Origin of the sequence: Streptomyces sp. NPDC005566 (genome assembly GCF_040605575.1) — a bacterium.
In the GTDB taxonomy this organism is placed as follows: Bacteria; Actinomycetota; Actinomycetes; order Streptomycetales; family Streptomycetaceae; genus Streptomyces.
Genome location: NZ_JBEXDB010000016.1, coordinates 153,820 through 178,450, shown reverse-complemented (window position 1 = coordinate 178,450; position 24,631 = coordinate 153,820). Strand labels below are relative to the sequence as shown.

Genomic DNA, 24,631 nt, shown 5'->3' with positions numbered 1-24,631 from the left:
ACACGCCACGGGCCCCCTTCTCCACTGGGGAACACATGCGTATTCGTGCCACTGTTGCCGTTGCCTCCGGCGCCCTGGCCCTGTCCGCTCTCGGTGTCCCGGCCGCGACGGCCGACGACGGCCGCGCCTGGACGCCCGACTTCGGGCTCTCCGCCCCGGCGCAGCCCTCCGGGCGCATGGCCGCCCGTGCGGTCACCGCCGACGACGACCTCAAGATCACCAAGGCGGTCGTGAACGGTGGCAAGCCCATCGTCGTGGGCACCACCGCACCGAAGAAGGTCACCGTCGCCATCACGGCCACGGACGACTCGGGCATCGCGGACGCCGGCACGATCCTGTGGATCGGCACCGACCTGGAGTCCGAGGACAGCTTCGGCTTCTCGCAGAACGAGGAGACCGCCAAGTGCGTGGCGGCCAACGCCACGACGTCCACCTGCACGCTCACGGTCACGGTCGACCCGGCATGGCTGATCAACTCCGACTCGACCACCTGGAAGGTCGGCGCCGCGGTACTCAGCAAGGACGGCCAGGTCGTCCAGAACGACGCCTTCGGCAGGACGAATCTCCAGCGCTTCTCCAAGGTGACCGTCAACGCCGCCCCGGAGCCCGTCAAGAAGGGCTACACCATCACGGTCACGGGCAAGCTGTCGCGCGCCAACTGGGAGACCGGAACGTACAAGGGCTACGCCGGCCAGGCCGTCAAGCTGCAGTTCCGCAAGAAGACCAGCAGCACCTACACCACCGTCAAGACCATCAAGTCGAGCAGCACCGGTGAGCTGAAGACCACCGTCAAGGCGTCCGTGGACGGCTACTGGCGCTACAGCTTCGCCGGTACGTCCACCACCCCGACCGTCACGGCCGCGGGTGACTTCGTCGACGTGAAGTAGTCGAGGGGCGACACCCTCGCGGATCTACGCGGGGAAGCGGCGGCCGACCAGCCTCCAGGCCAGCTCCAGGGCGGCCGCCGCCACCGCCGCGATCCCCACCGCCGTCCACGGCATCGACGCTCCCACCAGCTTCAGCGCGAAGAAGTCCTGGAGCCACGGCACCACCAGCACGATCAGGAAGCAGAGCCCCATCGTCGCGACCAGGGCGACCCGCCACCAGGTGTAGGGGCGGGCGATGATCACCAGGACCCACATCGAGACGAGGAACAGCGTGAGCGTCGCCGCGCTCGTCTCGGCGTCCAGCGCGCCCTGGCCGGTGTACGCGTGCCGGGCCACCAGGTACGTGGTGAAGGTGGCCGCCGCGGCGATGGTCCCGGACGGAATCGCGTACCGCATGACACGGCGGACGAAGTGGGGCCGGGCCCGCTCCTTGTTGGGCGCGAGCGCCAGGAAGAACGCCGGGACGCCGATCGTCAGCGTGGAGAGCAGCGTGAGGTGGCGCGGCAGGAACGGGTACTCCACCTGGAAGCAGACCACCAGGATCGCCAGCAGCACCGAGTAGACGGTCTTCGTCAGGAACAGCGTGGCGACCCGGGTGATGTTGCCGATGACCCGGCGGCCCTCGGCCACCACGGACGGCAGGGTCGCGAAGCTGTTGTCGAGCAGCACGATCTGGGCCACGGCACGGGTCGCTTCCGAGCCCGAGCCCATGGCGACCCCGATGTCGGCGTCCTTCAGCGCGAGGACGTCGTTGACGCCGTCGCCCGTCATCGCGACCGTGTGGCCGCGCGACTGGAGGGCCGCGACCATGTCCCGCTTCTGCTGCGGGGTGACCCGGCCGAAGACCGCGTTCTGCTCGATGGCGGAGGCCATGTCGTCCCGGTCGGCGGGCAGCCTGCGGGCGTCCAGGGCGTGTTCGGCGCCCGGCAGGCCCAGCTTCTTCGCGACCGCGCCGACGGACACCGCGTTGTCGCCGGAGATGACCTTCGCCGCGACGCTCTGGTCGGCGAAGTAGGCGAGGGTCTCCCCGGCGTCGGGCCGCAGCCGCTGTTCCAGGACGACCAGCGCGGTGGGTACGGCGCCGGCGGCCGCGCCCGCCGCGTCCAGCCCGCCGGGCACCCGGGCCAGGAGCAGGACGCGCAGGCCCTGTTCGTTGAGGTGTCCGGTCTCGGCGAGCGCGGGGTCGTCGGCGGGGAGCAGCACGTCGGGGGCGCCGAGGAGCCAGGCGGAGGCGTCCCCGTTGCCTTCGGCGAACGAGGCGCCGCTGTACTTGCGGGCGGAGGAGAACGGCATCGCCTGGGTGACCTTCCAGCCCTCGCCGTCCGGGTACGCGTCGATGATCGCCTGGAGGCTCGCGTTGGGCCGTGGATCGGAGGCGCCCAGGGCGCCGAGGACGCGGTGGACGTACCCTTCGTCGGAGCCGTTCAGCGGCCGCACCCCGGTGACGTCCATGCCGCCTTCGGTGAGGGTGCCGGTCTTGTCGAGGCAGACGACGTCGACGCGGGCCAGCCCTTCGATGGCGGGGAGCTCCTGCACGAGGCACTGCTTGCGGCCGAGCCGGATGACGCCGATGGCGAAGGCCACCGACGTGAGCAGGACGAGACCCTCGGGAATCATCGGGACGATGCCGCCGACGGTCCGGGCGACGGAGTCCTTGAAGTTGTTGTCCTTCACGACGAGCTGGCTGATGATCAGCCCGATCGCGGTCGGCACCATCATCCAGGTCACGTACTTGAGGATGGTGCTGATGCCGCTGCGGAGCTCGGACTGGACGAGGGTGAAGCGGGACGCCTCCTCGGCGAGCTGCGCGGCGTACGCCTCCCGGCCGACCTTGGTGGCGGTGAAGGCCCCGCCGCCCGCGACGACGAAGCTGCCGGACATCACGGGGTCACCGGGGCGCTTGACGACGGGGTCGGCCTCGCCCGTCAGGAGCGACTCGTCGATCTCCAGGCTGTCGGCCTCGGCGACCACGCCGTCCACGACGGCCTTGTCCCCGGGGCCCAGCTCGACCAGGTCGCCGAGGACGATCTCGGAGACGGAGACCTCGGCGGCGACTCCGTCCCGCCGGACCGTGGGTTTCGCCTCGCCGATGACGGCGAGGCTGTCCAGGGTCTTCTTGGCGCGCCATTCCTGGACGATGCCGATACCGGTGTTGGCGATGATCACGAAGCCGAAGAGGCTGTCCTGGATCGGCGCGACCATCAGCATGATCACCCAGAGCACGCCGATGATCAGGTTGAACCGGGTGAGGACGTTGGCCCGGACGATTTCGGTGACGGAGCGGGACGAGCGCACCGGCACGTCGTTGACCTCGCCGCGCGCGACCCGTTCGGCGACCTCGGCGGTGCTCAGTCCGCCGGGGCGCGGGGGCTGCTGTACGGGGCCGGGTTCCGGCTGCTCCCCGGAGGGTTCGAGTGCCCGCTGAGTCATGGTTCCGACCGTACGGGCGGAAGGAGCGATTCACCCGCCGGGGGCGGGAAGATCCGACCGGGGTACGAGACGGATGGTCCCCCGGTCGTACGCCGGCGCGGAACGCCGGAGTGCGTCAGTGCTGGACGCCGCTGTCCGGGGTGTCCCCGGCGGCCGGCGAGGACGCCTCCGCCGCTGCCCGCCTGATCGCGGCGTCCCGTCCCCGGACGTACCAGATGCCGATGAGTCCGAGACCGGCCCCGGCGAGGCAGGTCCACACCCACCAGGTGGTGCCGTGGTCGTCGAACCACCCGTAGAAGGGGAGCTGTACGAGGAAGAGGACGAACCAGAGGATCGTGCCCCCGGTGACGGTGGCGACGACGGGCCCCTCAAGGGGTTCGGGTGCCTCGTGCTTCGGTGTCCACTTCGCCATGGCCACAGTCTAGGGCCCAGCCGTCCGTACCCGTCGGAGCGGTCGGCCGGACAGTCGGCCGGGCAGTCGGCCCAAGGGTCTACGCGCGGAGATAGCGATATTCCGTTTATGTATTCATACTGAATCTGCTTGTGGGTGTCTCGAATTATTCGTGTGAACATCCAAGTCTGGCTGGTTTCCCCCCTGGTTCTCATCCCCCGATGCACGACTGAAGGTCACACATGTCCCCCTCGGCCACCGCTCAGGTCGACCCCGAGCAGCCTCCGGCTCCGCAGCAGCCGCACGGCGGCCTGGACCGCTATTTCAAGATCTCCGAGCGGGGGTCGTCGGTCGCGCGCGAGATCCGTGGCGGATTCGCCACGTTCTTCGCGATGGCGTACATCATCGTGCTCAACCCGATCATCCTCGGCAGCGCGAAGGACATGTACGGGCACCAGCTCGACGGCGGCCAGCTCGTCACCGCCACCGTCCTCACCGCCGCGTTCTCCACGCTCCTGATGGGCGTCATCGGCAATGTGCCGATCGCGCTCGCGGCAGGTCTCGGCGTCAACACCGTCGTCGCCCTCCAGCTCGCCCCCCGGATGAGCTGGGCGGACGCGATGGGCATGGTCGTCCTCGCGGGCATCGTCGTGATGCTGCTCGTCGCGACCGGTCTGCGCGAACGCGTCATGAACGCCGTACCGAAGTCGCTCCGCAAGGGCATCGCGATCGGCATCGGCCTGTTCATCCTGCTGATCGGCCTGGTCGACTCGGGCTTCGTCTCCCGCATCCCGGACGCCGCGCACACCACCGTGCCGCTCCAGCTCGGCAACGACGGCCACCTCAACGGCTGGCCGGTCCTGGTCTTCGTCCTCGGCACGCTGCTGACCCTCGCGCTGATCGTCCGCAAGGTGCCGGGCGCGATCCTGATCTCGATCGTCGCCATGACCCTCGTCGCGCTGTTCATCGACGCCGTGGCCGGCCTGCCGGCCGGTGCGTGGGGGCTGACCGTCCCGGAGTGGCCGGGCAATCCGGTGGCTTCCCCGGACTTCGGGCTGATCGGTGAGGTCAGCCTGTTCGGCGGCTTCGAGAAGGTCGGCTACCTGACCGGCATCCTCTTCGTCTTCACCGTGCTGCTGTCCTGCTTCTTCGACGCGATGGGCACCATCCTCGGCGTCGGCGACGAGGCGAAGCTGATGGACAAGGACGGCCACTTCCCGGGCATCAACAAGGTGCTGTTCATCGACGGCGTCGCCGTCGCCGCGGGCGGTGTGAGCTCCTCCTCCGCGTCGACCTGCTTCGTGGAGTCCACGGCGGGCGTCGGTGAGGGAGCCCGCACCGGACTCGCGAGCGTGGTGAGCGGTCTGCTCTTCACGGTGGCGCTGTTCCTCACGCCCCTGGCGACGATGGTTCCCTCGCAGGCCGCCACCCCGGCACTGGTCGCGGTCGGGTTCCTGATCCTCGCGGGCTCGGTCCGGGACATCGACTGGAACGACTACACGCTCGCGATCCCGGCCTTCCTCGCGATGCTGATGATGCCGCTCACCTACTCGATCACCAACGGCATCGGCATCGGCTTCATCACGTTCTGCGTGCTGCGCCTGGTGGCCGGCCGCGGCCGTGAGGTCCCGGTGGCCATGTACGTGGTCTCGGCGGTCTTCGTCTTCTACTACGCGATGCCGGCGCTCGGCCTCACGTAGCCCTCAGCGGGAGTGACCACCCCTACGGGGCGGATCTCCGTCATGTGACCCGGTCGGCCGGGTCCGCGTGACGGAGATCCGCCCCGTAGAACTTTTGCGTCTCGTCGACGGCCGCGTCGAAGCGCTCGTCGAAATCGTTGCGGATGAGCGTCTGGACCACGTAGTCCTGGACGCTCATTCCGCGTCTGGCGGCGTGCTGGCGGAGCCGGTCGAGCAGCTCACCGTCTATGCGCAGGCTGAGCACTGTCGATCCCATGCCAAGCAGGGTCGCGGCACGTGTGGCCTTTTCGAGGTGCTTTCCGCCCCATACTCACTCGTTTGGGTGATCAATTTCTCGCGCGCGTACCACCGAGTGGTCTTTAGTGTAGCTAATGAGTTAGGCTAATAAACATGCCTGACCTGATCCACGACGGCGACAGTGCCGCCGCCGTGAGCTCCCTCCGTTCCGCCGTGATGCTGCTGGGCCGGCGCCTCAAGCACCAGCGCGTCGACGAGTCGCTGAGCCCCACCGAGATGTCGGTGCTCGGCACTCTCGCCCGTTGCGGCTCGGCCACCCCCGGTGAGCTGGCCCGCAAGGAGCACGTGCAGCCGCCGTCGATGACCCGCATCGTCGCCCTGCTGGAAGCGAAGGGACTGGTCAGACTGGAACCGCACCCCGATGACCGTCGGCAGAAGATGGTCAGCCGGACCGAGCAGGCGGAAGCCATGCTCGCCGAGAGCCGCTCCAAGCGGAACGCCTGGCTGGCCAACCTCGCCGAGGGCCTGGACGAGGACGAGTGGGAGAAGCTGCGGGCCGCCGCGCCCGTGCTGGAGAAGCTCGCCCACCTCTGACCCCGACCGGGCGCGCAGAGACCGGCAGTCCCGCGCGCCCGCTGTCACGTCCCCGTCAGTCCGTACGTCGTATACGCCCGAGGAGGCGAACCCTTTTGAGTACGGGATCCGGAGCAGACTCCGCCCCCGCACCGACGTCCACCCACGAGAGCAAGACCGGCGGGACCTTCTCGTCGCTGAAGATCCGCAACTACCGCCTGTTCGCCACGGGCGCCGTGATCTCCAACACCGGTACCTGGATGTCCCGCATCACGCAGGACTGGCTCGTCCTGAGCCTCACCGGGTCCGCCGCCGCCGTCGGTATCACCACGGCCCTCCAGTTCCTTCCGATGCTGCTCTTCGGCCTGTACGGCGGCGTCATCGCCGACCGGCTCCCGAAGCGGCGTCTGCTGCTCATCAGCCAGGCCGCGCTCGGGCTGTGCGGTGTCGCACTCGCCGTGCTGACCCTCTCGGGCGTCGTCCAGGTCTGGCACGTCTACCTGATCGCGTTCCTGCTCGGCATGGTGACCGTCGTCGACAACCCGGCGCGCCAGTCGTTCGTCTCCGAGATGGTCGGCCCCGCGCAGCTGCGCAACGCGGTCAGTCTGAACTCGGCGAACTTCCAGTCCGCCCGGCTGATCGGTCCCGCCGTCGCCGGTGTCCTGATCACCACGGTCGGCAGCGGCTGGGCCTTCATGTTCAACGGACTGTCGTTCCTCGCCCCGCTCGTCGGCCTGCTGATGATGCGGACGAGCGAGATGCACGCGTCGGTGACCGTGAAGCGTGCCAAGGGCCAGCTGCGCGAAGGTCTGCGCTACGTCTCGGGCCGCCCCGACCTGGTCTGGCCCATCGTCCTGGTCGGTTTCGTCGGCACGTTCGGTTTCAACTTCCCGATCTTCCTGACCGCCTTCGCGGACGAGATCTTCCACGGCGGTGCGGGGATGTACTCGTTCTTCAACATCCTGATGGCGGCCGGCTCCCTGGCAGGGGCGCTGCTCGCCGCCCGCCGCCGCTCCTCGCGGCTGCGGATGCTGGTCGCCGCGGGCACGGCGTTCGGCCTCCTGGAGATCGCGGCAGCGCTCTCGCCGTCCGTCTGGCTGTTCGCCCTGCTGCTGGTCCCGATCGGCATGATCGGTCTGACGACCAACATCATCGCCAACACCAGCGTCCAGATGGCCGCCGACCCGGAGATGCGGGGCCGGGTGATGAGCCTCTACATGATGGTCTTCGCCGGTGGTACGCCGGTGGGCGCCCCGATCGTCGGCTGGATCAGCGACGTGCACGGTGTCAGGACCGGCATGATGGCCGGCGGGGCACTCTCGATGACGGCCGCGATCGGGGTCGGCATCATGCTGGCCCGGGTCGGCGGCCTGCGCCTGAAGGTCGACCTGCGCCCTGGGCACCCGCATGTGCGGTTCGTCCCCCGCGAGCAGTTGGCCACGGCGGCCTGAACCGCCCCGGACACGCCGCCCTCCCTTGCCGGGAGGGCGGCGTTCTTCGTTCGGCCCGGCACCCGGGCCGTTCCTCGACGGGCCGGTACCCGGACGGTTCCTCGACGGGCCCGGCACCCGGGACACGCCTGGACGCTGGGACACTCACCGCATGAGCAGCCAGAGACTCTTCGCCGCCGTCCTGCCGCCCGCGCCCGCCGTGCGGGAGCTGGCAACCGCGGTCGCCGCTCTGCACGCCCTGCCCGGCGCCGTGAACCTGCGCTGGACGGCCGTGGAGGGCTGGCACTACACCCTCGCCTTCCTCGGCCACGTGGACGAGGAGCTGCTGCCGGAGCTGTACACCCGGCTGGAGCGTGCCGCGCACCGGACCGAGCCCTTCCCGCTGCGCATCCACAGCGGCGGCAGGTTCGACGGGCGGGCCCTGTGGGCCGGGGCCGCGGGCGGGCTCGACACGCTGCGGCTGCTGGCCGAACGGGCCGACGCCGCCGCCCGTCGGGCCGGGGTGTCGATGGAGGAGCACCGGCGCTACACCCCGCACCTCACCCTCGCCCGCAGCCGCGTCCAGGCCGACCTGACTCCGTTCACCGGGGCGCTCGACGGTTTCGAGGGCGTTCACTGGGAGGCCGGTGAGCTCAGTCTCGTACGCAGCAACCTGCCCGTGGACGGGGTGGTGGGGGAGCAGCCCAGGTACGAGGTGGTCCAGGCCTGGCCGCTGGGGAGGTGAGCGGGCCGGTTACGCTCTTCGGGTGGACCCGAAGACCAGAAACCGCATCATGGCAGCCGTGCTCGTATTGATGTTCGTCGTTGTCGCGGCGGCGGCCGCCCTCGGGGGCTGAGCCCGGCGAGGACGGCCGTACGGGAGCTGCGCCGCGCCCCCTCCGGTCGTCGACGCACCTGCGTCAGCCCCTGCGCACCCCTTCCGCGAGCTCGCCGGCCAGCGACCGCACTGCGGCCAGACCGGACGGCAGATCCGGCGCGTCGAGCAGCAGCTTCACGAACGCCGAGCCGACGATCACTCCGTCCGCGAAGCCCGCGACCTCCTTGGCCTGGACGGCGTCGGATACGCCGAGACCGACGCAGACGGGCAGCTCGGTGGTGGCCCGGGTGCGCCGCACCAGCTCCTGGGCCTGCGCGCCCACGGACGCGCGCGTGCCCGTGACGCCCATCAGCGAGGCGGCGTACACGAAGCCGGAACCGGCCTCGGTGATGGTCGCCAGACGTTCGTCCTTGCTGCTGGGAGCCACGACGAAGACGGTCGCGAGACCGTGCTTCTCCGCGCACGCACGCCACAGCGCGGACTCCTGGACCGGCAGGTCGGGCAGGATGCAGCCTGCGCCGCCGGCCTCGGCCAGCTCCTCCGTGAAGCGCTCGACGCCGTACCGGTCGATCGGGTTCCAGTACGTCATGACGAGTACCGGGGCCCCCGTCGCGCCGTGCGCCTCGCGGACCGTACGCATCACGTCGGCGATCTTCACCCCACCCCGCAGCGCGATGTCGTCGGCGGTCTGGATGACCGGGCCGTCGAGCACCGGGTCGCTGTGCGGCAGGCCGACCTCGACCACGTCCGCGCCGCCCGCGATGACCGCCTTGACCGCCTCGATACCGCCGTCGACGGTCGGGAAGCCCGCCGGGAGGTAGGCGATGAGGGCTGCCCGGTCCTCGGACCTCGCCTTGGCGAGTGTGTCGCTCAGCAGCTGGATGCGTCCCGTGGTGGTGCCGGCCGTGCTCACTTGGTCTCCCCCTCGGAGTCGTACAGGCCGAAGTAGCGGGCGGCCGTGTCCATGTCCTTGTCGCCGCGGCCGGACAGGTTGACCACGATCAGGCCGTCCTTGCCCAGTTCCCTGCCCAGGTCGAGGGCGCCGGCCAGGGCGTGCGCGGACTCGATCGCCGGGATGATGCCCTCGGTGCGCGACAGCAGGAGCAGGGCCTGCATCGCCTGGTCGTCGGTGATCGCCCGGTACTCGCCGCGCCCGATGTCCTTGAGGTACGCGTGCTCGGGGCCGATGCCCGGGTAGTCGAGGCCCGCCGAGATCGAGTAGGGCTCGGTGATCTGGCCCTCCTCGTCCTGGAGGACGTACGACCGTGAGCCGTGCAGGATTCCGGGCTCGCCCGCGGACAGGGTGGCCGCGTGTTCGCCGGTCTCGATTCCGTGCCCGGCCGGCTCGCAGCCGACCAGACGGACGCCCGCGTCCGGGATGAAGGCGTGGAAGAGGCCGATGGCGTTCGACCCGCCGCCCACGCAGGCCACGGCCGCGTCGGGCAGCCGGCCCGCGTGCTGCAGGATCTGACGGCGCGCCTCGACCCCGATGACCCTGTGGAAGTCGCGGACCATGGCGGGGAAGGGGTGCGGGCCTGCGACCGTGCCGAAGAGGTAGTGCGTACGGTCGACGTTGGCGACCCAGTCGCGGAACGCCTCGTTGATGGCGTCCTTCAGCGTCCGGCTGCCCGACTTCACGGCGATGACCTCGGCGCCGAGCATCCGCATCCGGGCCACGTTGAGCGCCTGGCGCTGCGTGTCGATCTCGCCCATGTAGATGGTGCATTCGAGGCCGAAGAGGGCGCACGCGGTGGCGGTCGCGACACCGTGCTGGCCGGCGCCGGTCTCCGCGATGACCCGGGTCTTGCCCATGCGCCTGGTGAGGAGCGCCTGGCCCAGCACGTTGTTGATCTTGTGTGAGCCGGTGTGGTTCAGGTCCTCCCGCTTGAGGAAGATCCGTGCCCCGCCCGCGTGTTCGGCGAACCGCGACACCTCGGTGAGCGGATTCGGCCGCCCCGTGTAGTTGACCAGCAGGTCGTTCAGCTCGGCGGCGAACGCCGGGTCCGACCTGGCCTTGTCGTACTCGACGGCGACCTCGTCGACCGCGGCGACGAGCGCCTCGGGGATGAACTTGCCGCCGTACGCGCCGAAGTAGCCCTCGTCGCTGGGGACGTGCCCCTTCGGGGCGGGGATGAACGAGGTGGCCGGCGTACCGGTCGTGGTCGTCATGACCTCTCCTGAGTGGTTCCGTGGGCGTGCGAGTTCTTCAGTTCCGCCACCGCCGCCGCCGGGTCGGCCGATCGCATCAGGGTCTCTCCCACCAGCACCGCGTCCGCCCCGTCGGCCCGCAACCGCCGGGCGTCCGCCGGGCTTCGTACGCCGCTCTCCGCGACCAGCACCCGGTCCGCCGGGACCTGTGCGCGGAGCCGGCCGGTGAGGGACAGGTCGATCCGGAAGTCCCGCAGATCGCGGTGGTTGACCCCGATGTTGAGGGCGCCCAGGGCGAGCGCGGCGTGCGCCTCCGCCTCGCTGTGCACCTCCACCAGGATGTGCAGGCCCTGGCCCTGCGCGTACGCGTACAGCTCGGCCAGCCGCTGCTCGGTGAGGGCGGCGACCACGAGCAGGACGGCGTCCGCCCCGTACGCGCGGGCCTCGGCGATCTGGTACTCGTCGACGATGAAGTCCTTGCGCATGACGGGCAGGTCCACTGCCTCCCGTACGGTCGCGAGGTCCTCCGGCCGGCCGCCGAAGCCCTCGGTGTGCGCGAGGACGGAGAGCGCGCAGGCGCCGCCGACCTCGTAGGACCGGGCCAGTTCGGCGGGCCGGTAGTCGTCGGTGAGCGGGCCCTTAAGGGGGCTGCGGGGCTTGAGCTCGGCGATGACGCCCAGGCCCGGGGCCCGCAGGGCCGCACCGAAGTCCCGTACGGCGGGGGCGGTCCGGGCCCTGCTCTCCACCTCCGCCAGGGGGAACTCGGCGCGGCGGGCCGCCGTCTGACGGTGCGCGGCCTCGATCAGCTCCCCGAGGAGGCCGGGCATGACGGTTTGGCTGGTCAACGTGGTGCTCCTTGTTCGCGTCGCGGTGTCATGCTGCGGCCCGGGCGGCCGGCCGGGCGCCCGCCGCCACCCAGTTGTCCAGGACAGCGGCCGCGAAGCCCCTGTCGATGGCCTCGGCGGCCCGGGCGATGCCCGCCCGCCAGTCCTCGCACCGGCCGGCCGCGCGCAGTGCGGCGGCCGTGTTGAGCAGGACGATGTCCCGGCGCGGGCCCGTTTCGCCCCCCAGGATCCGGCGGACGGTGTCCGCGTTGGCGGCGGCGTCGCCGCCCCGCAGGTCCGCCAGGGTGGCGGGGGCGAGGCCCAGGTCGGCCGGGTCGAGCCGGTAGGAGGTGGTGCTGCCACCGGTCAGTTCCACCACACGCGACGGCGAGCAGGTGCTCAGCTCGTCCAAGCCGTCGTCGGCGCAGAACACCAGGGCGCGCTCGGTGCCGAGCCGGTGCAGGACTTCGGCCATCACGTCGAGCAGGGCCGGGTCCGACACCCCGAGGGTCTGGTAGCGGGCACCGGCCGGGTTGCAGAGCGGTCCGAGCACGTTGAAGACGGTCCGTACGCCCAGTTCCCGGCGGGGCTCGGCCGCGTACCGGAAGGCGGGCTGGAAGACCGGCGCGAACAGGAAGGTGATGCCGACCTCCGCCAGGCATTCCGCGGCTTGTGCCGGGCCCAGGTCGATGCGGACGCCCAGCGCTTCGAGGACGTCGGCGCTGCCGCAGGCGGAGGAGGCACTGCGGTTGCCGTGCTTCGCGACCGGGACCCCGCAGGCCGCGGCGACGATGGCAGCGGTCGTGGAGATGTTGAAGGTGTCGTGACCGTCGCCGCCGGTGCCGCAGGTGTCCAGGACCTGACCGTCGCCGGTCAGCCGGGTGCCGAATGCGCGGGCGGTGGAGACCAGTCCGACGATCTCCTCGATGTCGGCGCGCCGGGCGGACAGGGCCATGGCGAAACCGGCAATCTGGCCGGGAGTCGCTTCTCCGGCGAGTACGGCGGCCATGGCGCGGCCGGCCTGTTCACGGGTCAGACGGCCGCCTTCGGCCAGGGTGCGCAGAGCGGTTTTCACCGGACCCCCTCAAGTGGGTGTGAATGGAACTGTTCGACGGACTCGACGAAGTTGACGACGATGCGCATGCCCTGCTCGGTGAGGACGGACTCGGGGTGGAACTGCACCCCGTACGTGGGATGGGTGCGGTGGCGCAGACCCATGACCGTGCCGTCCTGGGCCCAGGCGTTGGCGAGGAGCTCGTCGGGCATGGTCACGAGGTCGACGGCCAGCGAGTGGTAGCGGGTCGCGGTGAACGGGTCGGGCAGCCCGGCGAGGACGCCGGTGCCGTCGTGCCGTACGCGTTCCGTCTTGCCGTGCACCGGGCCCACCCGGACCACCTCGGCGCCGAACGCCTCCGCCACGGACTGGTGTCCGAGGCAGACGCCGAGCAGGGGGAGCCGGCCGCTGAGGTCGCGGACGGCGGCGAGACTGACGCCGGCCTGGCCGGGGGTGCCGGGGCCGGGCGAGATCAGGACGGCGTCATGGGCGGCGAGCTGCCCGGTGGTGACGCCGTCGTTGCGGTGGACGACGGGTTCGGCCCCGGCCTGCGCGAGGTACTGGACGAGGTTGTAGGTGAAGGAGTCGTAGTTGTCGACGACGGCGACGCGGACCGGGCCACGGTCGTGCCGGCTCATGCGGACGCCTCCGCCCGTTCCACGGCGGCGAAAAGCGCCTGCGCCTTGTTGAGGGTCTCGCGGTACTCGGAGGCCGGGTCGGAATCGGCGACGACTCCGGCACCGGCCTGGACCCAGGCCTTCCCGTCGGCGATGACCAGGGTGCGCAGGGCGATCGCCGTGTCCAGGCTGCCGCCGGCGCCGATGAAGCCGAGGGCACCGCCGTAGACGCCGCGCCGTTCGTCCTCCAGCTCGGCGATGATCTCCATGGCCCGGATCTTGGGGGCGCCGGAGACGGTGCCCGCCGGGAAGGTGGAGCGCAGCGCGTCCAGCGGGGTGCGGCCCTCGGCGAGGTCTCCGCTGACGGTCGAGGACAGGTGCATGACGTGCGAGTAGCGCTCGACCTCCATCAGCCGGTCCACCCGTACGGTGCCGGGGGCGGCGACCCGGCCGATGTCGTTGCGGCCGAGGTCCACGAGCATGACGTGCTCGGCGCGTTCCTTCTCGTCGGCGAGGAGTTCGGCTTCGAGCGCGGCGTCGGTCGCGGCGTCGGTGCCGCGCCAACGGGTGCCGGCGAGCGGGCGGGTCTGCGCCCGGCCGTCCTCGACCTTCACCAGCAGTTCCGGTGAGGCGCCGATGACGTGCCTGCCGCCGCCGAGGGCCAGATGGAACATGTACGGCGACGGATTGACGGCACGCAGGTGGCGGTAGACGTCGAGGGGTTCGGCGGCGAGCGGCTTGCTGAACCGCTGGGAGAGGACGACCTGGAAGATGTCGCCGGCCCGTATGTACTCGCGGGCGGTGTCGACCATGTCGAGGAAGCGCTCCTCGCTGGTGTGCGCCCGCCAGGCGGACCGGTCCTGCTGTTCGGCGGTACGGGCCGGGGCGAGCGGCCGCGTTCCGGCGCTGCCCGGCCCGTGGTGACGGTGCGGCTGTTCGCCGAACAGGTGGTCGCGGGTGGCGGTGAGCCGGCCGACGGCGTCCTCGTACGTCTCGGCGGCGGTGTCGTGGAGCGTGGTGATCAGCAGCCGGCGCGTGGCGTGGTCGAACACGACCAGGTCGTCGGCCTGCAGGAACACCGATTCGGGCATGCCCGGACCAGGTCCGGGGGCCGTGGGGAGGCTCTCGAAGTGGCGGGCGCTCTCGTAGCCGAGGTAGCCGACGGCGCCGCCGTGGAACGGCGGCAGCCCTGGGACGGGCGCGACGTCACGGTCGGCCAGTGGCCGCAGCGCGACGAGCGGGTCGCCGTCGCCCAGCGGGACGGGGCGGGTCCGGTGCGCGATGTACGAGTAGCGGCCGACCGCGATGCTGTTGTCGGTCCCGATGACACTCTCCAGCAGCAGGCCGGGCTGCTCCAGGCCGGGTCCGCACAGCCGGGCGAACGCGGTGACCGGGGAGAGGGTGTCGGCGAGCAGCTCGATGTAGAGCGGGACGTAGGCGTGCCCGGCGGCCAGGACACGTGCCGCGTCAGGGCCGGGGACGACGCCCGCGACGACCGGCGCGGAAACGTCGACGGGAGCGGTCATGCGTCGGCCTCCGTCTCCTGCAGCGGGTCCGTCGCACGGTCCACGACGGCTTCGGCACGGTCCAGGGCCTGCCCGCAGGCGCCCTCGTCCGGTCCCACGGCGACCAGCGCGGCCAGCCGCGGGATCGCCTGACGGGGCGGCAGCAGCAGCCGGTCGCCGGGCTCGGCGAGGACGGCGGTGTGCGCGATGCCGGGTACGGCCGCGGCCGCGGTGAGGTCGAGCGCGCGGGCGTGGCCGTCGGTGTCGGAGTAGACGAACCGGATCTCGGCGGTGAGATCGCGGGTCGGCGTGAGGTCGGGAAGGCGGCCGAAGGACAGCTCGGCGGCGGCCCGCACCAGGTCGATGCCGGTGGCGAAGGAGCTGATGAAGGGAATGAGGTCGCCGCCGAGCCGGGCATTGAGCTCGATGAGGCGCGGGCCTCGCGACGTGAGGCGGACCTCGGCGTGGGTCACGCCCGTGGTGACACCGAGTACCCGGTGGGCACCGGTCACCAGGGCGCGCACCTCGTCCGTCCACGGTGCGTCGTGCGACGCGGTGACGAGGTGGCCGACCTCCTCGAAGTACGGCGTGAATCCGAGCCGCTTGCGGGCGATGTGGACGACGTGGACGGCGCCTTCGTGGACGGCGCTGTCGATGCTGATCTCGGGTCCGTCGAGGAACTCCTCGACGAGGATGCCGTGGCCGGTGGGGAGCGTGGCGAAGGCGGCTCCGTCGGCGAGCGTGAAGGCTTCCCGCACCTGACCCGCGTCGTCGGCGCGGGTCACACCGATGCTGCCGGCGAGGGCGCGGGGCTTGAGGACGACGGGGTAGCCGAACTCGTCGGCGGCGGCGACGGCTTGGTCCGCGGTGGTGACGAGCCGGTGGCGGACGGCGCCGAGGCCGGCCTCGGACATCAGCGAGCGGGTGGCGTACTTGTCGCGGCAGTGGCGGGCGGCCTCGGCGGACAGCTGCGGCAGCCCGAGCTTGGCGGCGGCCTCCGCGGTGGCCTCGACCGCGGTCTCGTCCCAGGTGAGGACGGCGACGGAGGAGTTGCCGGGCCCGGCGAGGGAGAGGACGGCATCGGCGATCGCGAGCGGATCGGACAGGTCGGCGACGAGGTACGAATCCAGGTACTCACGCTGCCAGGTCGGCTCGGCGGAGAGCACCGCGGAGAGGTTGTAGTGCGCGCGCAGCGACTGGAAGGAGTACTCGCGGTACGGGCGGCCGCCGCTGCCGACGACGACCAGGCGCTCGGCGGGGACGGACGCGGACTGCGGGGACGGTGCGGTCATGGCTGCATTCCTCTCAGACCTGCGCGGGGGCGGCGTCGGTGTCGGCGAGCAGCTTGGCGATCTCGTCGAGCACACCGGCCAGTTCGCCGGCGAGGCCGTCCGGGGCCCGGAACCCGTCCGGGCCGGTCAGCTCCGCGATGCCGGGGACGGAGATGCTGCGCTCGGCGGCGCGGAAGCCGATGCGGGTGAGGATCGGGCGGATCGCCTCGATGGCGGGTACGCCGCCCGAGGGGCCTGCCGTGTAGCTGAGCAGGGCGACCGGCTTGTCCTGCCACTCCTGGTAGAGGAAGTCGATGGCGTTCTTCAGCGGCGCGGTGAACGTGCCGTTGTACATCGGCATCACGAAGACGTAGGCGTCGCCGCGGGAGACCGTGGCGCTCCAGTCCTTGGTGTGCTGGTGGACGTATGCGGCCTCGGAGGGGTGCTCCGGCTCGTCGAAGAAGGGCAGGCCGATGTCGGCGAGGTCGACGGTCTCGATGTCGAAGCCGCCCTGCCGGCGGGCCTCTTCGGTGGCCCAGGCGGCGACGGCGGGGCCGACCCGGCCGGGGCGGGTGCTGGCGACGATGAACTGCAGGCGGGGCATGGCGTGTTCTCCCTTGTGGACGGTCCGGTGTCACCGCGGATCGTCCGGAGGGGCGCAAGCCTCCTGAATGACTAGTAGGTAAGCAGCAGGCCGAGCGGTGCGCAACCGTGCCAACCCCCGCCCCTGCCGTTTCACCCGGGTCCGTCCCATTATGGCCTCCGGGTTCACCCTGGCGTATTCACGACAGCCGTAAATGCGCATCCCGGCCGGCACCGCCGGCGGCCGACGGCGGTGCCACAGTGAAATCACGTCACCGCGGATCGCTCCACCGCCTTGTACCCGCACCTTGTCGATCGTGCGAGCTCCTTCCGAATGTGCGAGCTCTTCGACCGCTTTCGATTCTTAGAATTTCCACCCTTCTCACGTTCCCGGAATATCCCGGCTTTCCGGCGCCGCCGCGATCCGGCACGCCCCGATCCGGAAGAAAAGGAGACCGCCCATGGAGAATTCAGCCACCGTCCGCTACCTCACGGAATCAGCGAACCCGGACAGCGGACTACGCACCCTGACCTCGCGGACCTCCGTCCCGGCGGAGTACGGCAAGGCCTACGGGCATGTCCTGCTGCCTCGCCCGATCTTCGTCTCCGAGCGGGAGATCGGCGCCTTCGCCGACGACCTCGCGGCGGTCTTCCGGATCCTCGTCTCACTGCCGGGCCGCTGCTTCGACGGCGACCTGAACCGCTACGGCGCGGCCATCGGGCTGCCCGAGGAACTCGTCGAGGTGATGAGCGAGGGCGCGACCGGCGACCCTCTGCTGTACGCCCGCGCCGACGCCTTCCACGACGGCACCGGCTTCCGGCTGCTGGAGCTCAACGTCGGCAGCGAGCTCGGCGGCGTGGACAGCGCCCAGCTCAATCGCGCCTTCCTCGACGTCCCCGCCTTCCGCGCCTTCGCCGAGGCCAACGGCCTCGGCCACACCGACACCATGGACCACCTCGTGGCCGAACTGCGTGCGGCGGCCGCCGGGGTGAAGGGCGCCGACCCGGTGAGTCCGGTGGTGGCCCTGATCGAGGGCCCGGACGCGCTCGGCGACCACAACAGCGTCTTCCTCTCCATCCAGGAGGACATGAGCCGGTACGGCATCGAGCTGCTGCTCGGCGAGATCCAGGAGCTGACCGAGGAGGCGGACGGCAAGCTCGCGCTGCACGGCCGCCCCGTCGATGTCGTCCTGCGCTACTTCGCCGCCGGCCAGATCGCCGGCGATCCGGTCGCCCGGGCCGCCCTGACGAGGCTCAACCGCGCCCACGCGGCAGGCCGTACAGCCCAGTTCACCCCGCTCGAAGGAGCCCTGTTCACCAGCAAGGCCGCGCTCGGCCTGCTGCACCTGCCGGCCGTCCGCGCCGAGCTGACCGACGCGGAGCGGGAGCTGGTCGACCGGGTGCTGCCGCGTACCTGGGTGCTCGGCACCGAAGGCTCCGACGAGGCACTCGCCCACGCCCGTGCGCACCGTGCCGCGCTCGTCCTCAAGCCGGGCATCGGGTACAGCGCCGACGGCGTGGTGATCGGCCGCGATGTCACGGACGCCCAGTGGGATCAGGCCCTGGAGGCCACCGCCGTACGGGACTACGTCGCGCAGGAACTGGTCGTACCGGCCCTGGAACCGGTGGTCGATCCGGAGACCGGAAGCACCGGGGAATGGGTCGCGAACTGGGGGATTTTCGTCACCCCCCAGGGATTCGGCGGCGCATTCTGCCGCGCCCTGCAACCGCGGGACGGCGCCGTGATCACGTACGCGAATCCCGGAACCCGCGGTACCTGCGTATTCACCTACCCGGAAGCCGAATTCGAGGAGCCCCGCATATGACCGACCGTCCGCACATCATCGTGATCAATCGCTGGCGCGAGCGATACGCAGAATTCACCAGCTATATCGACCACGCCGAGAACAGGGTCAGTTATGTGACCACCGAGGTCGGCACCGGCTCCGTACCGCCCCAGGCCCACGAGGTCGTGCTGGTTCCCGCCACCGACGATCTTGCTCGGGTCCGCACCGAAGTCCGCGCACTCGCCACCCGGCACGGCGCGCCCGCCGCGATCGTCGCCCTCAAGGAGGACGACCTGCTGGTCGGCGCCGCACTCCGCGAGGAGTGGGACGTCCCGGGCCCTCGCCAGCCGTCGCAGATCGTCTTCCGCGACAAGTACGTGATGTGCAGGGCCGTCGCGGACGCCGGCCTGGACGTGCCGGCCTTCGCCGCCGCCACCGACACCGCCGCGGTGCTCGCCTTCGGCGCGGCCGCCGGCTGGCCGGTCATCGTCAAGCCGCGCACCGGCAGTTCCAGCGCCGGCGTGGTCCGGGCCGACGGCCCCGAGGACGTCACCGGCCTGGACCTGGACAGCGAACCGATGCTGGTGCAGGCCTTCGTGGAGGCCCCGATCTCCCATGTGGACGGCGTCTTCGACGGGCAGCGGCTGCTGGCCTGGCGGGCCTCCCGCTACCTCAACACCTGCCTGGGCTTTCGCGGCGGTACGTTCCTCGGCTCCGTCGAGATCGACGACCCCGAGGTCAACGCGGCCATCGACCGCGCCGCCACCGCCTACCTCGGTGCGCTCTCCCCGGGCCGCGCCACCGTCTTCCACCTCGAACTGTTCCTCGACCGGGCCCCGGACGGGAGCACCGTCTGCCGCTTCCTGGAGTGCGGCGCCCGCGTCGGCGGCGCCGAGATCCCCTTCCTGTGGCGCGAGGTGCACGGCTACGACCTGATGCACGCCGCCTGGCAGCTCCAGCTGGACCGCCCGGTGCCGCCGGTGCCGCAGACGGCCGCAGCGCCGTACGCCGCCGATGAGGTGGCCGGCTGGATGCTCATGCCCGCCCCGGCCGAACGGCCCTGCCGGATCACGGAGTCCACCTCCATGACCGGCCGCGCCGAAGGCCCGTACGCCGAAGTCGTCCTGCACCCGGGCGAGGTACTGCCCGACGCGGACGCCTACTACGAGCACGTCGGCGGCCGCTTCCGCTTCCGGGCTGCCGACGGCGCCGCCACCGAGGCGGCCATCACCGCCACCGCCACGGACTTCCGGGTACGCGCCGAGCCGCTCGCCCTGTCCACGACGAACGCCTGACAGGAGCACCGTGTCCAAGGACTACTCGGTTCCCGTACTCGACGGAGAAGGGGACAACGACTACACGCGCTACATGCGGACCGACACGCTGCTGTCGCTCCAGCGCCGCCCGGAGGACATGATCCACCGGGACGAGATGCTCTTCCAGATCGTCCACCAGTCGACCGAGCTGTGGCTCAAACTCGCCTGCTACGAGGTCGCGGAGGCAGGCCGGCAGATCGACGCGGGGCAGCTGGACACCGCGGCCCGGCTGCTCGGCCGCGCTTCTCTCGGCGTACGGATGACCGCCGACCAGCTGGAGATGATGCGGCACCTCGCGCCCTCGGACTTCCAGATCATCCGCACCGTCCTCGGGCACGGCTCGGGCTTCGAGTCCCCGGGCTGGAAAGCGGTCCGGATGGTCAGCCAGGACCTCGACAAGTCCTTCCGCCGGCTGATCGAGGCCCGCGGCACCGACCTCGTGGAGGTCTACCTCAGCGGCCACGACACCGCCGAGTACCGGCTGGCCGAGGCGATGATCGACTGGGACGAGCGGATCTCGCTGTGGCGCACCCAGCACTACAAGATGGTCACCCGTGTCATCGGCCATTCCGTGGTCGGCACCAAGGGTGCGCCGAGCGACTTCCTGGCCACGCTGATCAGCCACAAGTTCTTCCCGCAACTGTGGCAACTGCGGACCGAGCTGACCTTGTCCGGCCCCATGGGTGAGGACGAACCGGCTCCCGAGTACGCCACGGAGACCGCACCGCCGGTCTGCCCGATGACCGGAGGCGGCAGTGCGCCGCCCGCCGGGACGAGTACGGCATGAGCCGCGGCAGCGCGGCCACCGCGCCCCCGGCCGACGCACCCGCCCCGGCCGACGCACCCGCCCCGGCCACCGCACCAGCCCCGGTCACCGCCGACCGTGTCGGCGGGGACGTCACGGCCGCGGCGTTCCGCCGTGGCTTCCCGATGCTGGAGCGGACGGTCCACCTGGCCAGCTGCAGTCTCGGTGCCCGGTCCGACGCGGTCGACGAGGCACTGGAGCGGATGCAGGAGGCCATCACGGCCCACGGCGCCCCCTGGGCCCGTTTCGAGCAGGAGATCGAGGAGGCCCGGCAGCGCTTCGCGGACCTGATCGGCGCCGGCCCGGACCAGATCGCGATCCTGCCCAACGCCTCCGTCGGCGCCTACCAGGTCGTCTCCACGCTCTCCCTGGAGACCCGGGTCGACATCGTCACCACCGTCGAGGAGTTCCCGTCCGTCGCCCATGTCTGGCTCGCCCAGCGGCCGCGCGGCGCCCGGGTGATCTTCACGGGCGACCAGAGCACCGGCCGCGTCCGGGCCTCCGACTACACGGCGGCCATGGGCGACAGCACCGCGCTGGTGTCGGTCCCGATGTCCACCTACCAGTTCGCCGAGCGGCCGCCGGTCGCGGAGATCGTCGAAGCCGGCCGGTCTGCCGGGGCGCTGACCTTCGTCGACGCCTACCAGGCCGTCGGTGTCATGGCTGTGGACGTCGCGGACATCGGCTGCGACTACCTCGTCGCGGGAACCATGAAGTACCTCGCCGGACTCCCCGGCCTGGCCTTCCTCTACGCCCGCGCCGGCCTGACCAGCGATCAGGACCCTCAGCTCACCGGCTGGTTCGGGCGGGTGGAACCGATGGCGTTCGACCCGCTGAGGCTCGACTTCCCGGCCATCGCCCGGCGCTTCGAGACGGGCACCCCGGCGGTGCCCGCCGTGTACGCCGCCAACGCCGCGCTCGGCCTGTTCCGGGGCGTCGACATGGCCGACGTACGGCGCCACATCGCGGCCCTGACCGACCGCACCGCACGCACTCTCGTCGCCCAGGGCGAACGGGTCCGCAAGGCGGAGAGGCCGGAACTGCAGGGCGCCCACCTCGGCCTGTACGACGCCGACCCGCGCGCCCTCGCCGGCTGGCTCGCGGGACAGGGCATCGCCGTCAGCCCACGCGGGCCCGTCGTGCGCCTGTCCTTCCACTACTACAACTCCACGGACGACGTGGAAGCCCTCTGCCAGGCCATGCGCGAGTTCCGTGCGCTGACCGGCCCCGCCCTTGCCGTCCCACTCCCGAAAGTGAGACCCGCAGCGTGAAAGAGCTGACCGACTGGCTGGCCGACCCCGTACCCAGCCGCTTCCCGTACCCCGCGGTGACCCACGAGTTCCACCGCGTCGGCAAGCACTTCGTACCGGACGAGATCCTCAAGTCCCTCGCCCTGGGCAGGGAGCGGCTCGCCCCCGAGGCGCCCACGCGCGCCGACGCGGCGGACCGCCTGCTGCTCGACCGCTTCCTGGACACCGCTCTCGACAAGTGGGACGGCCGGTACGACTACCCGTCGTACACCTCCCTCAGCGTGCTCGGCCTGCCGACCGCCGACGACGGGCCGGCAGCCGCCGAGGCCGCCCGGGTCACCCGGGACCGGCTGACCGTGCAGCTCCTGGCCGACCTCCTGCGGTTCGAGCTGGCCGCCGCCGAGGGGCGCACCGAATGGCTCCCGGAGATGCGGCCCGAAGCCCGGATGGTGGAGAAGCGCTGCCGGCTCGCCGTCCGGGTGGCCAGGCCCGCGCTCGCCAGGCTCGGGTACGGCGAGCGGCTCACCGCCGCCGAACCGGCGGAGCAGGCAGCCCAGTTGTGGGAGCTCGTCGACGGCGAGCTGCTGGACCCGCACGAGCGCCAGGTGCTGAAGCTCAGCATGCTGCCGGTCTACATATCGCACGACGAGCACATGTTCATCCGGGTGCTGCAGACCTTCGAGACCACCTTCGCGCTGCTGGCCCTGAGCATCCGTACGGCCATCGGCGACCTGGACGGCGCCCGGACCGGGGACGCGGCCGGGCACCTCTCGGTCGCCGAGACCGCTCTCGCCGAATCGGCACCGCTGTTCTCGCTGCTGGCCACCATGCAGGTCGAATCCTTCCGCGTCTTCCGCGACTTCACCGAGGGCGCGAGCGCCATCCAGTCCCGCAACTACAAGCTGGTCGAGTCCCTGTGCCGGGTGCCCGACAAGGACCGGCTGGACTCTCCCGCCTACCGCGCCACCCCCGAGGTGCACGAGCGGGTCCTGGCCGGCCAGCCCACCCTCGACGATGCCTGCGGCGCCGCCCTCGCCGACGCCCGGTTCAGCGCCGCCGACCGCGAACTGCTGACCGCCTCGATGCTCGGCTTCGCCGGCGCACTGCGCCGCTGGCGCCAGACGCACTACCGGATCGCCGTCCGGATGCTCGGTACCCGCTCCGGCACCGGCGCGACCGAAGGCACCCCGTACCTCAGCTCGGTGCGGAAGATCCCGGTCTTCCGCAGCGTCGACGAGACCCCCGACACGGAGACGGGCGACCGCACCGACGCCCGTACCGGCACCGCGCCCCGCACAGAGAGTGAAGAGACAGCATGAACAGCGACCTGATCCCCGTAGGCATCGTCGGTGCCGGTCCCGTCGGCATGACCCTGGCCGCCCGCCTCGCCTCCTTCGGCATCCCGAGCGTCCTCTTCGAGCGCGACCCCGAGCTGCGCAAGCAGGGCTCCAAGGCGTGCCTCATCCAGGGCGACGTACTGGAGACCCTCGACAAGTTCGGCTGCGCCGAGACCATCGGCGCCGAGGGCGTCACCTGGACCACGGCCCGCACCTACGTGCGCGGCAAGGAGATACGCGCCGCCGAGTACACCCGCCGGATCGGCTACGGCCCGTTCGTGAACATCTCGCAGTTCCGCATCGAGCAGCTCCTGCTGGAGAAGGCCGAGGCCGACCCGCTCTGCGAGGTCCGCTGGGCCCACGAGGTCACCGGGGTCGAGCAGGACGGCGACGCCGTCACCGTCTCCGCCGACACCCCGGACGGCCCGCGCGACTACCGCTGCCAGTACGTGATCGCCTGCGACGGTGTCCGCAGCCCCGTGCGCAAGCTCACCGGTGTCGAGTGGACCGGATACAGCCACCGCGACCGCTTCCTGATCACCGACCTGAAGGTGAAGCTGCCGCTCGCCAAGGAGCGCCACTTCCACTACGACCCGCCCTTCAACCCGGGCCGCCAGCTGGTCATGCACCCGCAGCCGAACGACATCTGGCGCATCGACTGGCAGCTCGCCCCCGAGACCGACATCGAGGCCGAGCGCGCGGACGGCCGCTTCGACCGGCGGGTGCGCGCCGTCATCGGCGACGTCGACTACGAGATCGACTGGCTGTCCACCTACCGCTTCCACCAGCGCGTGGTCGAGAAGTTCCGCATCGGCCGGATCTTCTTCGCCGGCGATTCCGCCCACTCCCTGCCGCCGTACGGCTCCCGCGGCATGAACAGCGGCATCCAGGACGCCGACAACCTCGCCTGGAAGCTGGCCCTGGTCATGCAGGGCAAGGCCGAGGACTCGCTCCTGGACACCTACCACGACGAGCGTTACGCGGCCGCCAAGGAGAACCTGGCCGTCACCGAGGCGACCATCAAGTTCATGGTGCCGCCGAACCTGGTGCGCAGGCTCGCGCGCAAGGTGCTGCTGTCCCTCTCCCAGCCGTTCCAGGGCGCCCGCGACAAGGTCAACAGCGGCAGGATGGCCGAACCGCACACGTACGTCGACTCGCCCGTGATCCAGTCCGCCGAACTGCACCCCCTGCTGGGCGCCTTCGCCCCCGACGCGCGGATCACCGCTCCCGGCGCCGCCCGTATCCGCCAGCTGTACGGCTCCGGGTTCACCGTCCTCCACTTCGCCCAGGACCGGGCCGCCGCCCGCGCTTTCGCCGAGCGTGCGCTCGCCGACACCCGCGGCCTCGACACCAACCTGGTCGTCGTCCTGCGTGAGGGCGAACTCGCCGTCCCGACCGCCGGCCCCGCCACGGACATGCCCGACGGGGTCACCGTGCTCCGCGACCGGGACAGCGTGCTCCGCGAGGCGTACCTGGCCCCCGAGGGCACCTGCCTGATCGTCCGGCCGGACGGACACATCGGTGCGGTGGCCGACACCGCCCACCCCGAGCTCTTCGCCGCCACACTCGCGCACTGCGCCGCGGCCACCGCTCCTGCCCCCGCTCCCGCCCGCGAGCGCGTCGCAGCCGCTGCCTGACCCCTGCCCCCT

22 protein-coding genes are annotated in these 24,631 nt (G+C 71.2%); 11 read left to right on the top strand and 11 right to left on the bottom strand.

Features of this window, described 5'->3' with window-relative positions; translation table 11 throughout:
* The first annotated feature begins 35 nt into the window (after nucleotides 1-35).
* Nucleotides 36-887: a DUF5707 domain-containing protein gene (locus tag ABZS61_RS25120; protein WP_356425405.1), complete on the top strand. Its 852-nt coding sequence runs from the start codon at nucleotides 36-38 to the stop codon at nucleotides 885-887.
* A gap of 24 nt (nucleotides 888-911) precedes the next feature.
* On the opposite strand, the gene ABZS61_RS25115 is transcribed toward ABZS61_RS25120, so the two are convergent.
* A complete protein-coding gene (locus ABZS61_RS25115; RefSeq protein ID WP_356425402.1) occupies nucleotides 912-3,317 on the bottom strand; it encodes an HAD-IC family P-type ATPase in 2,406 nt (801 codons plus the stop codon).
* Nucleotides 3,318-3,432: 115 nt separating this feature from the next.
* The gene (locus ABZS61_RS25110; protein ID WP_356425399.1) at nucleotides 3,433-3,729 is read right to left on the bottom strand and encodes a DUF2530 domain-containing protein; all 297 of its coding nucleotides are present in this window, start codon (nucleotides 3,727-3,729) and stop codon (nucleotides 3,433-3,435) included.
* 221 nt (nucleotides 3,730-3,950) lie between these two features.
* On the opposite strand from ABZS61_RS25110, the gene ABZS61_RS25105 reads away from it, so the two are divergent.
* Nucleotides 3,951-5,408: an NCS2 family permease gene (locus tag ABZS61_RS25105; protein ID WP_356425396.1), complete on the top strand. Its 1,458-nt coding sequence runs from the start codon at nucleotides 3,951-3,953 to the stop codon at nucleotides 5,406-5,408.
* Nucleotides 5,409-5,448: 40 nt separating this feature from the next.
* Here the strand turns inward: ABZS61_RS25105 and ABZS61_RS25100 are convergent, their stop codons facing one another.
* The gene (locus tag ABZS61_RS25100) at nucleotides 5,449-5,664 is read right to left on the bottom strand and encodes a hypothetical protein (RefSeq protein WP_356425393.1); all 216 of its coding nucleotides are present in this window, start codon (nucleotides 5,662-5,664) and stop codon (nucleotides 5,449-5,451) included.
* Nucleotides 5,665-5,798: 134 nt separating this feature from the next.
* Between ABZS61_RS25100 and ABZS61_RS25095 the strand changes: the two genes are divergently transcribed.
* The 3 genes from ABZS61_RS25095 (at nucleotide 5,799) to thpR (ending at nucleotide 8,393) form a co-directional block, all read left to right on the top strand.
* Nucleotides 5,799-6,239: a MarR family transcriptional regulator gene (locus ABZS61_RS25095; RefSeq protein WP_031093273.1), complete on the top strand. Its 441-nt coding sequence runs from the start codon at nucleotides 5,799-5,801 to the stop codon at nucleotides 6,237-6,239.
* 95 nt (nucleotides 6,240-6,334) lie between these two features.
* The gene (locus ABZS61_RS25090; RefSeq protein WP_356425389.1) at nucleotides 6,335-7,669 is read left to right on the top strand and encodes an MFS transporter; all 1,335 of its coding nucleotides are present in this window, start codon (nucleotides 6,335-6,337) and stop codon (nucleotides 7,667-7,669) included.
* A gap of 151 nt (nucleotides 7,670-7,820) precedes the next feature.
* The gene (thpR, locus tag ABZS61_RS25085; protein ID WP_356425386.1) at nucleotides 7,821-8,393 is read left to right on the top strand and encodes an RNA 2',3'-cyclic phosphodiesterase; all 573 of its coding nucleotides are present in this window, start codon (nucleotides 7,821-7,823) and stop codon (nucleotides 8,391-8,393) included.
* Between the two features lie 175 nt (nucleotides 8,394-8,568).
* On the opposite strand, the gene trpA is transcribed toward thpR, so the two are convergent.
* From trpA to ABZS61_RS25045, 8 genes are read right to left on the bottom strand one after another with little or no spacing between them, the layout of a single operon-like run.
* Nucleotides 8,569-9,399, bottom strand: coding sequence for a tryptophan synthase subunit alpha (gene trpA, locus ABZS61_RS25080; RefSeq protein WP_356425383.1), 831 nt, complete (start codon nucleotides 9,397-9,399; stop codon nucleotides 8,569-8,571).
* On the bottom strand, nucleotides 9,396-10,655 hold the full coding sequence (gene trpB / locus ABZS61_RS25075; RefSeq protein ID WP_356425379.1) for a tryptophan synthase subunit beta: 1,260 nt from the start codon (nucleotides 10,653-10,655) through the stop codon (nucleotides 9,396-9,398). The genes trpA and trpB overlap by 4 nt, the downstream gene beginning before the upstream one ends.
* Nucleotides 10,652-11,479 (bottom strand): indole-3-glycerol phosphate synthase TrpC, encoded by an 828-nt coding sequence (trpC, locus tag ABZS61_RS25070; protein ID WP_356425376.1) that lies wholly within the window; start codon nucleotides 11,477-11,479, stop codon nucleotides 10,652-10,654. Before trpC ends, trpB begins: the two co-directional genes overlap by 4 nt.
* Nucleotides 11,480-11,507: 28 nt before the next feature.
* Nucleotides 11,508-12,533, bottom strand: coding sequence for an anthranilate phosphoribosyltransferase (gene trpD, locus ABZS61_RS25065; RefSeq protein ID WP_356425373.1), 1,026 nt, complete (start codon nucleotides 12,531-12,533; stop codon nucleotides 11,508-11,510).
* Nucleotides 12,530-13,150 carry an aminodeoxychorismate/anthranilate synthase component II gene (locus tag ABZS61_RS25060; protein WP_356425370.1) on the bottom strand — a complete coding sequence of 207 codons (621 nt, stop codon included), beginning with the start codon at nucleotides 13,148-13,150 and terminating at the stop codon, nucleotides 12,530-12,532. The genes trpD and ABZS61_RS25060 overlap by 4 nt, the downstream gene beginning before the upstream one ends.
* Nucleotides 13,147-14,655, bottom strand: a complete 1,509-nt coding sequence (locus tag ABZS61_RS25055) for an anthranilate synthase component I family protein (protein WP_356425368.1) — start codon at nucleotides 14,653-14,655, stop codon at nucleotides 13,147-13,149. The genes ABZS61_RS25060 and ABZS61_RS25055 overlap by 4 nt, the downstream gene beginning before the upstream one ends.
* On the bottom strand, nucleotides 14,652-15,926 hold the full coding sequence (locus ABZS61_RS25050) for an ATP-grasp domain-containing protein (protein ID WP_356425365.1): 1,275 nt from the start codon (nucleotides 15,924-15,926) through the stop codon (nucleotides 14,652-14,654). Before ABZS61_RS25050 ends, ABZS61_RS25055 begins: the two co-directional genes overlap by 4 nt.
* 13 nt (nucleotides 15,927-15,939) lie before the next feature.
* Nucleotides 15,940-16,509: an NAD(P)H-dependent oxidoreductase gene (locus tag ABZS61_RS25045; RefSeq protein ID WP_356425362.1), complete on the bottom strand. Its 570-nt coding sequence runs from the start codon at nucleotides 16,507-16,509 to the stop codon at nucleotides 15,940-15,942.
* Nucleotides 16,510-16,948: 439 nt separating this feature from the next.
* On the opposite strand from ABZS61_RS25045, the gene ABZS61_RS25040 reads away from it, so the two are divergent.
* From ABZS61_RS25040 to ABZS61_RS25015, 6 genes are read left to right on the top strand one after another with little or no spacing between them, the layout of a single operon-like run.
* A complete protein-coding gene (locus ABZS61_RS25040; RefSeq protein WP_356425359.1) occupies nucleotides 16,949-18,313 on the top strand; it encodes a hypothetical protein in 1,365 nt (454 codons plus the stop codon).
* Nucleotides 18,310-19,569: a biotin carboxylase gene (locus tag ABZS61_RS25035; RefSeq protein WP_356425356.1), complete on the top strand. Its 1,260-nt coding sequence runs from the start codon at nucleotides 18,310-18,312 to the stop codon at nucleotides 19,567-19,569. Before ABZS61_RS25040 ends, ABZS61_RS25035 begins: the two co-directional genes overlap by 4 nt.
* 10 nt (nucleotides 19,570-19,579) lie before the next feature.
* Entirely contained in the window at nucleotides 19,580-20,377 is a 798-nt protein-coding gene (locus ABZS61_RS25030; protein ID WP_356425353.1) for a tryptophan 2,3-dioxygenase family protein, read from the top strand.
* Nucleotides 20,374-21,666: an aminotransferase class V-fold PLP-dependent enzyme gene (locus tag ABZS61_RS25025; RefSeq protein ID WP_356425350.1), complete on the top strand. Its 1,293-nt coding sequence runs from the start codon at nucleotides 20,374-20,376 to the stop codon at nucleotides 21,664-21,666. Before ABZS61_RS25030 ends, ABZS61_RS25025 begins: the two co-directional genes overlap by 4 nt.
* Complete coding sequence (locus ABZS61_RS25020; RefSeq protein WP_356425347.1) at nucleotides 21,663-22,964, top strand: tryptophan 2,3-dioxygenase; 1,302 nt, start codon at nucleotides 21,663-21,665, stop codon at nucleotides 22,962-22,964. Before ABZS61_RS25025 ends, ABZS61_RS25020 begins: the two co-directional genes overlap by 4 nt.
* Entirely contained in the window at nucleotides 22,961-24,619 is a 1,659-nt protein-coding gene (locus tag ABZS61_RS25015; protein WP_356425344.1) for an FAD-dependent monooxygenase, read from the top strand. The genes ABZS61_RS25020 and ABZS61_RS25015 overlap by 4 nt, the downstream gene beginning before the upstream one ends.
* Nucleotides 24,620-24,631 lie beyond the last annotated feature (12 nt).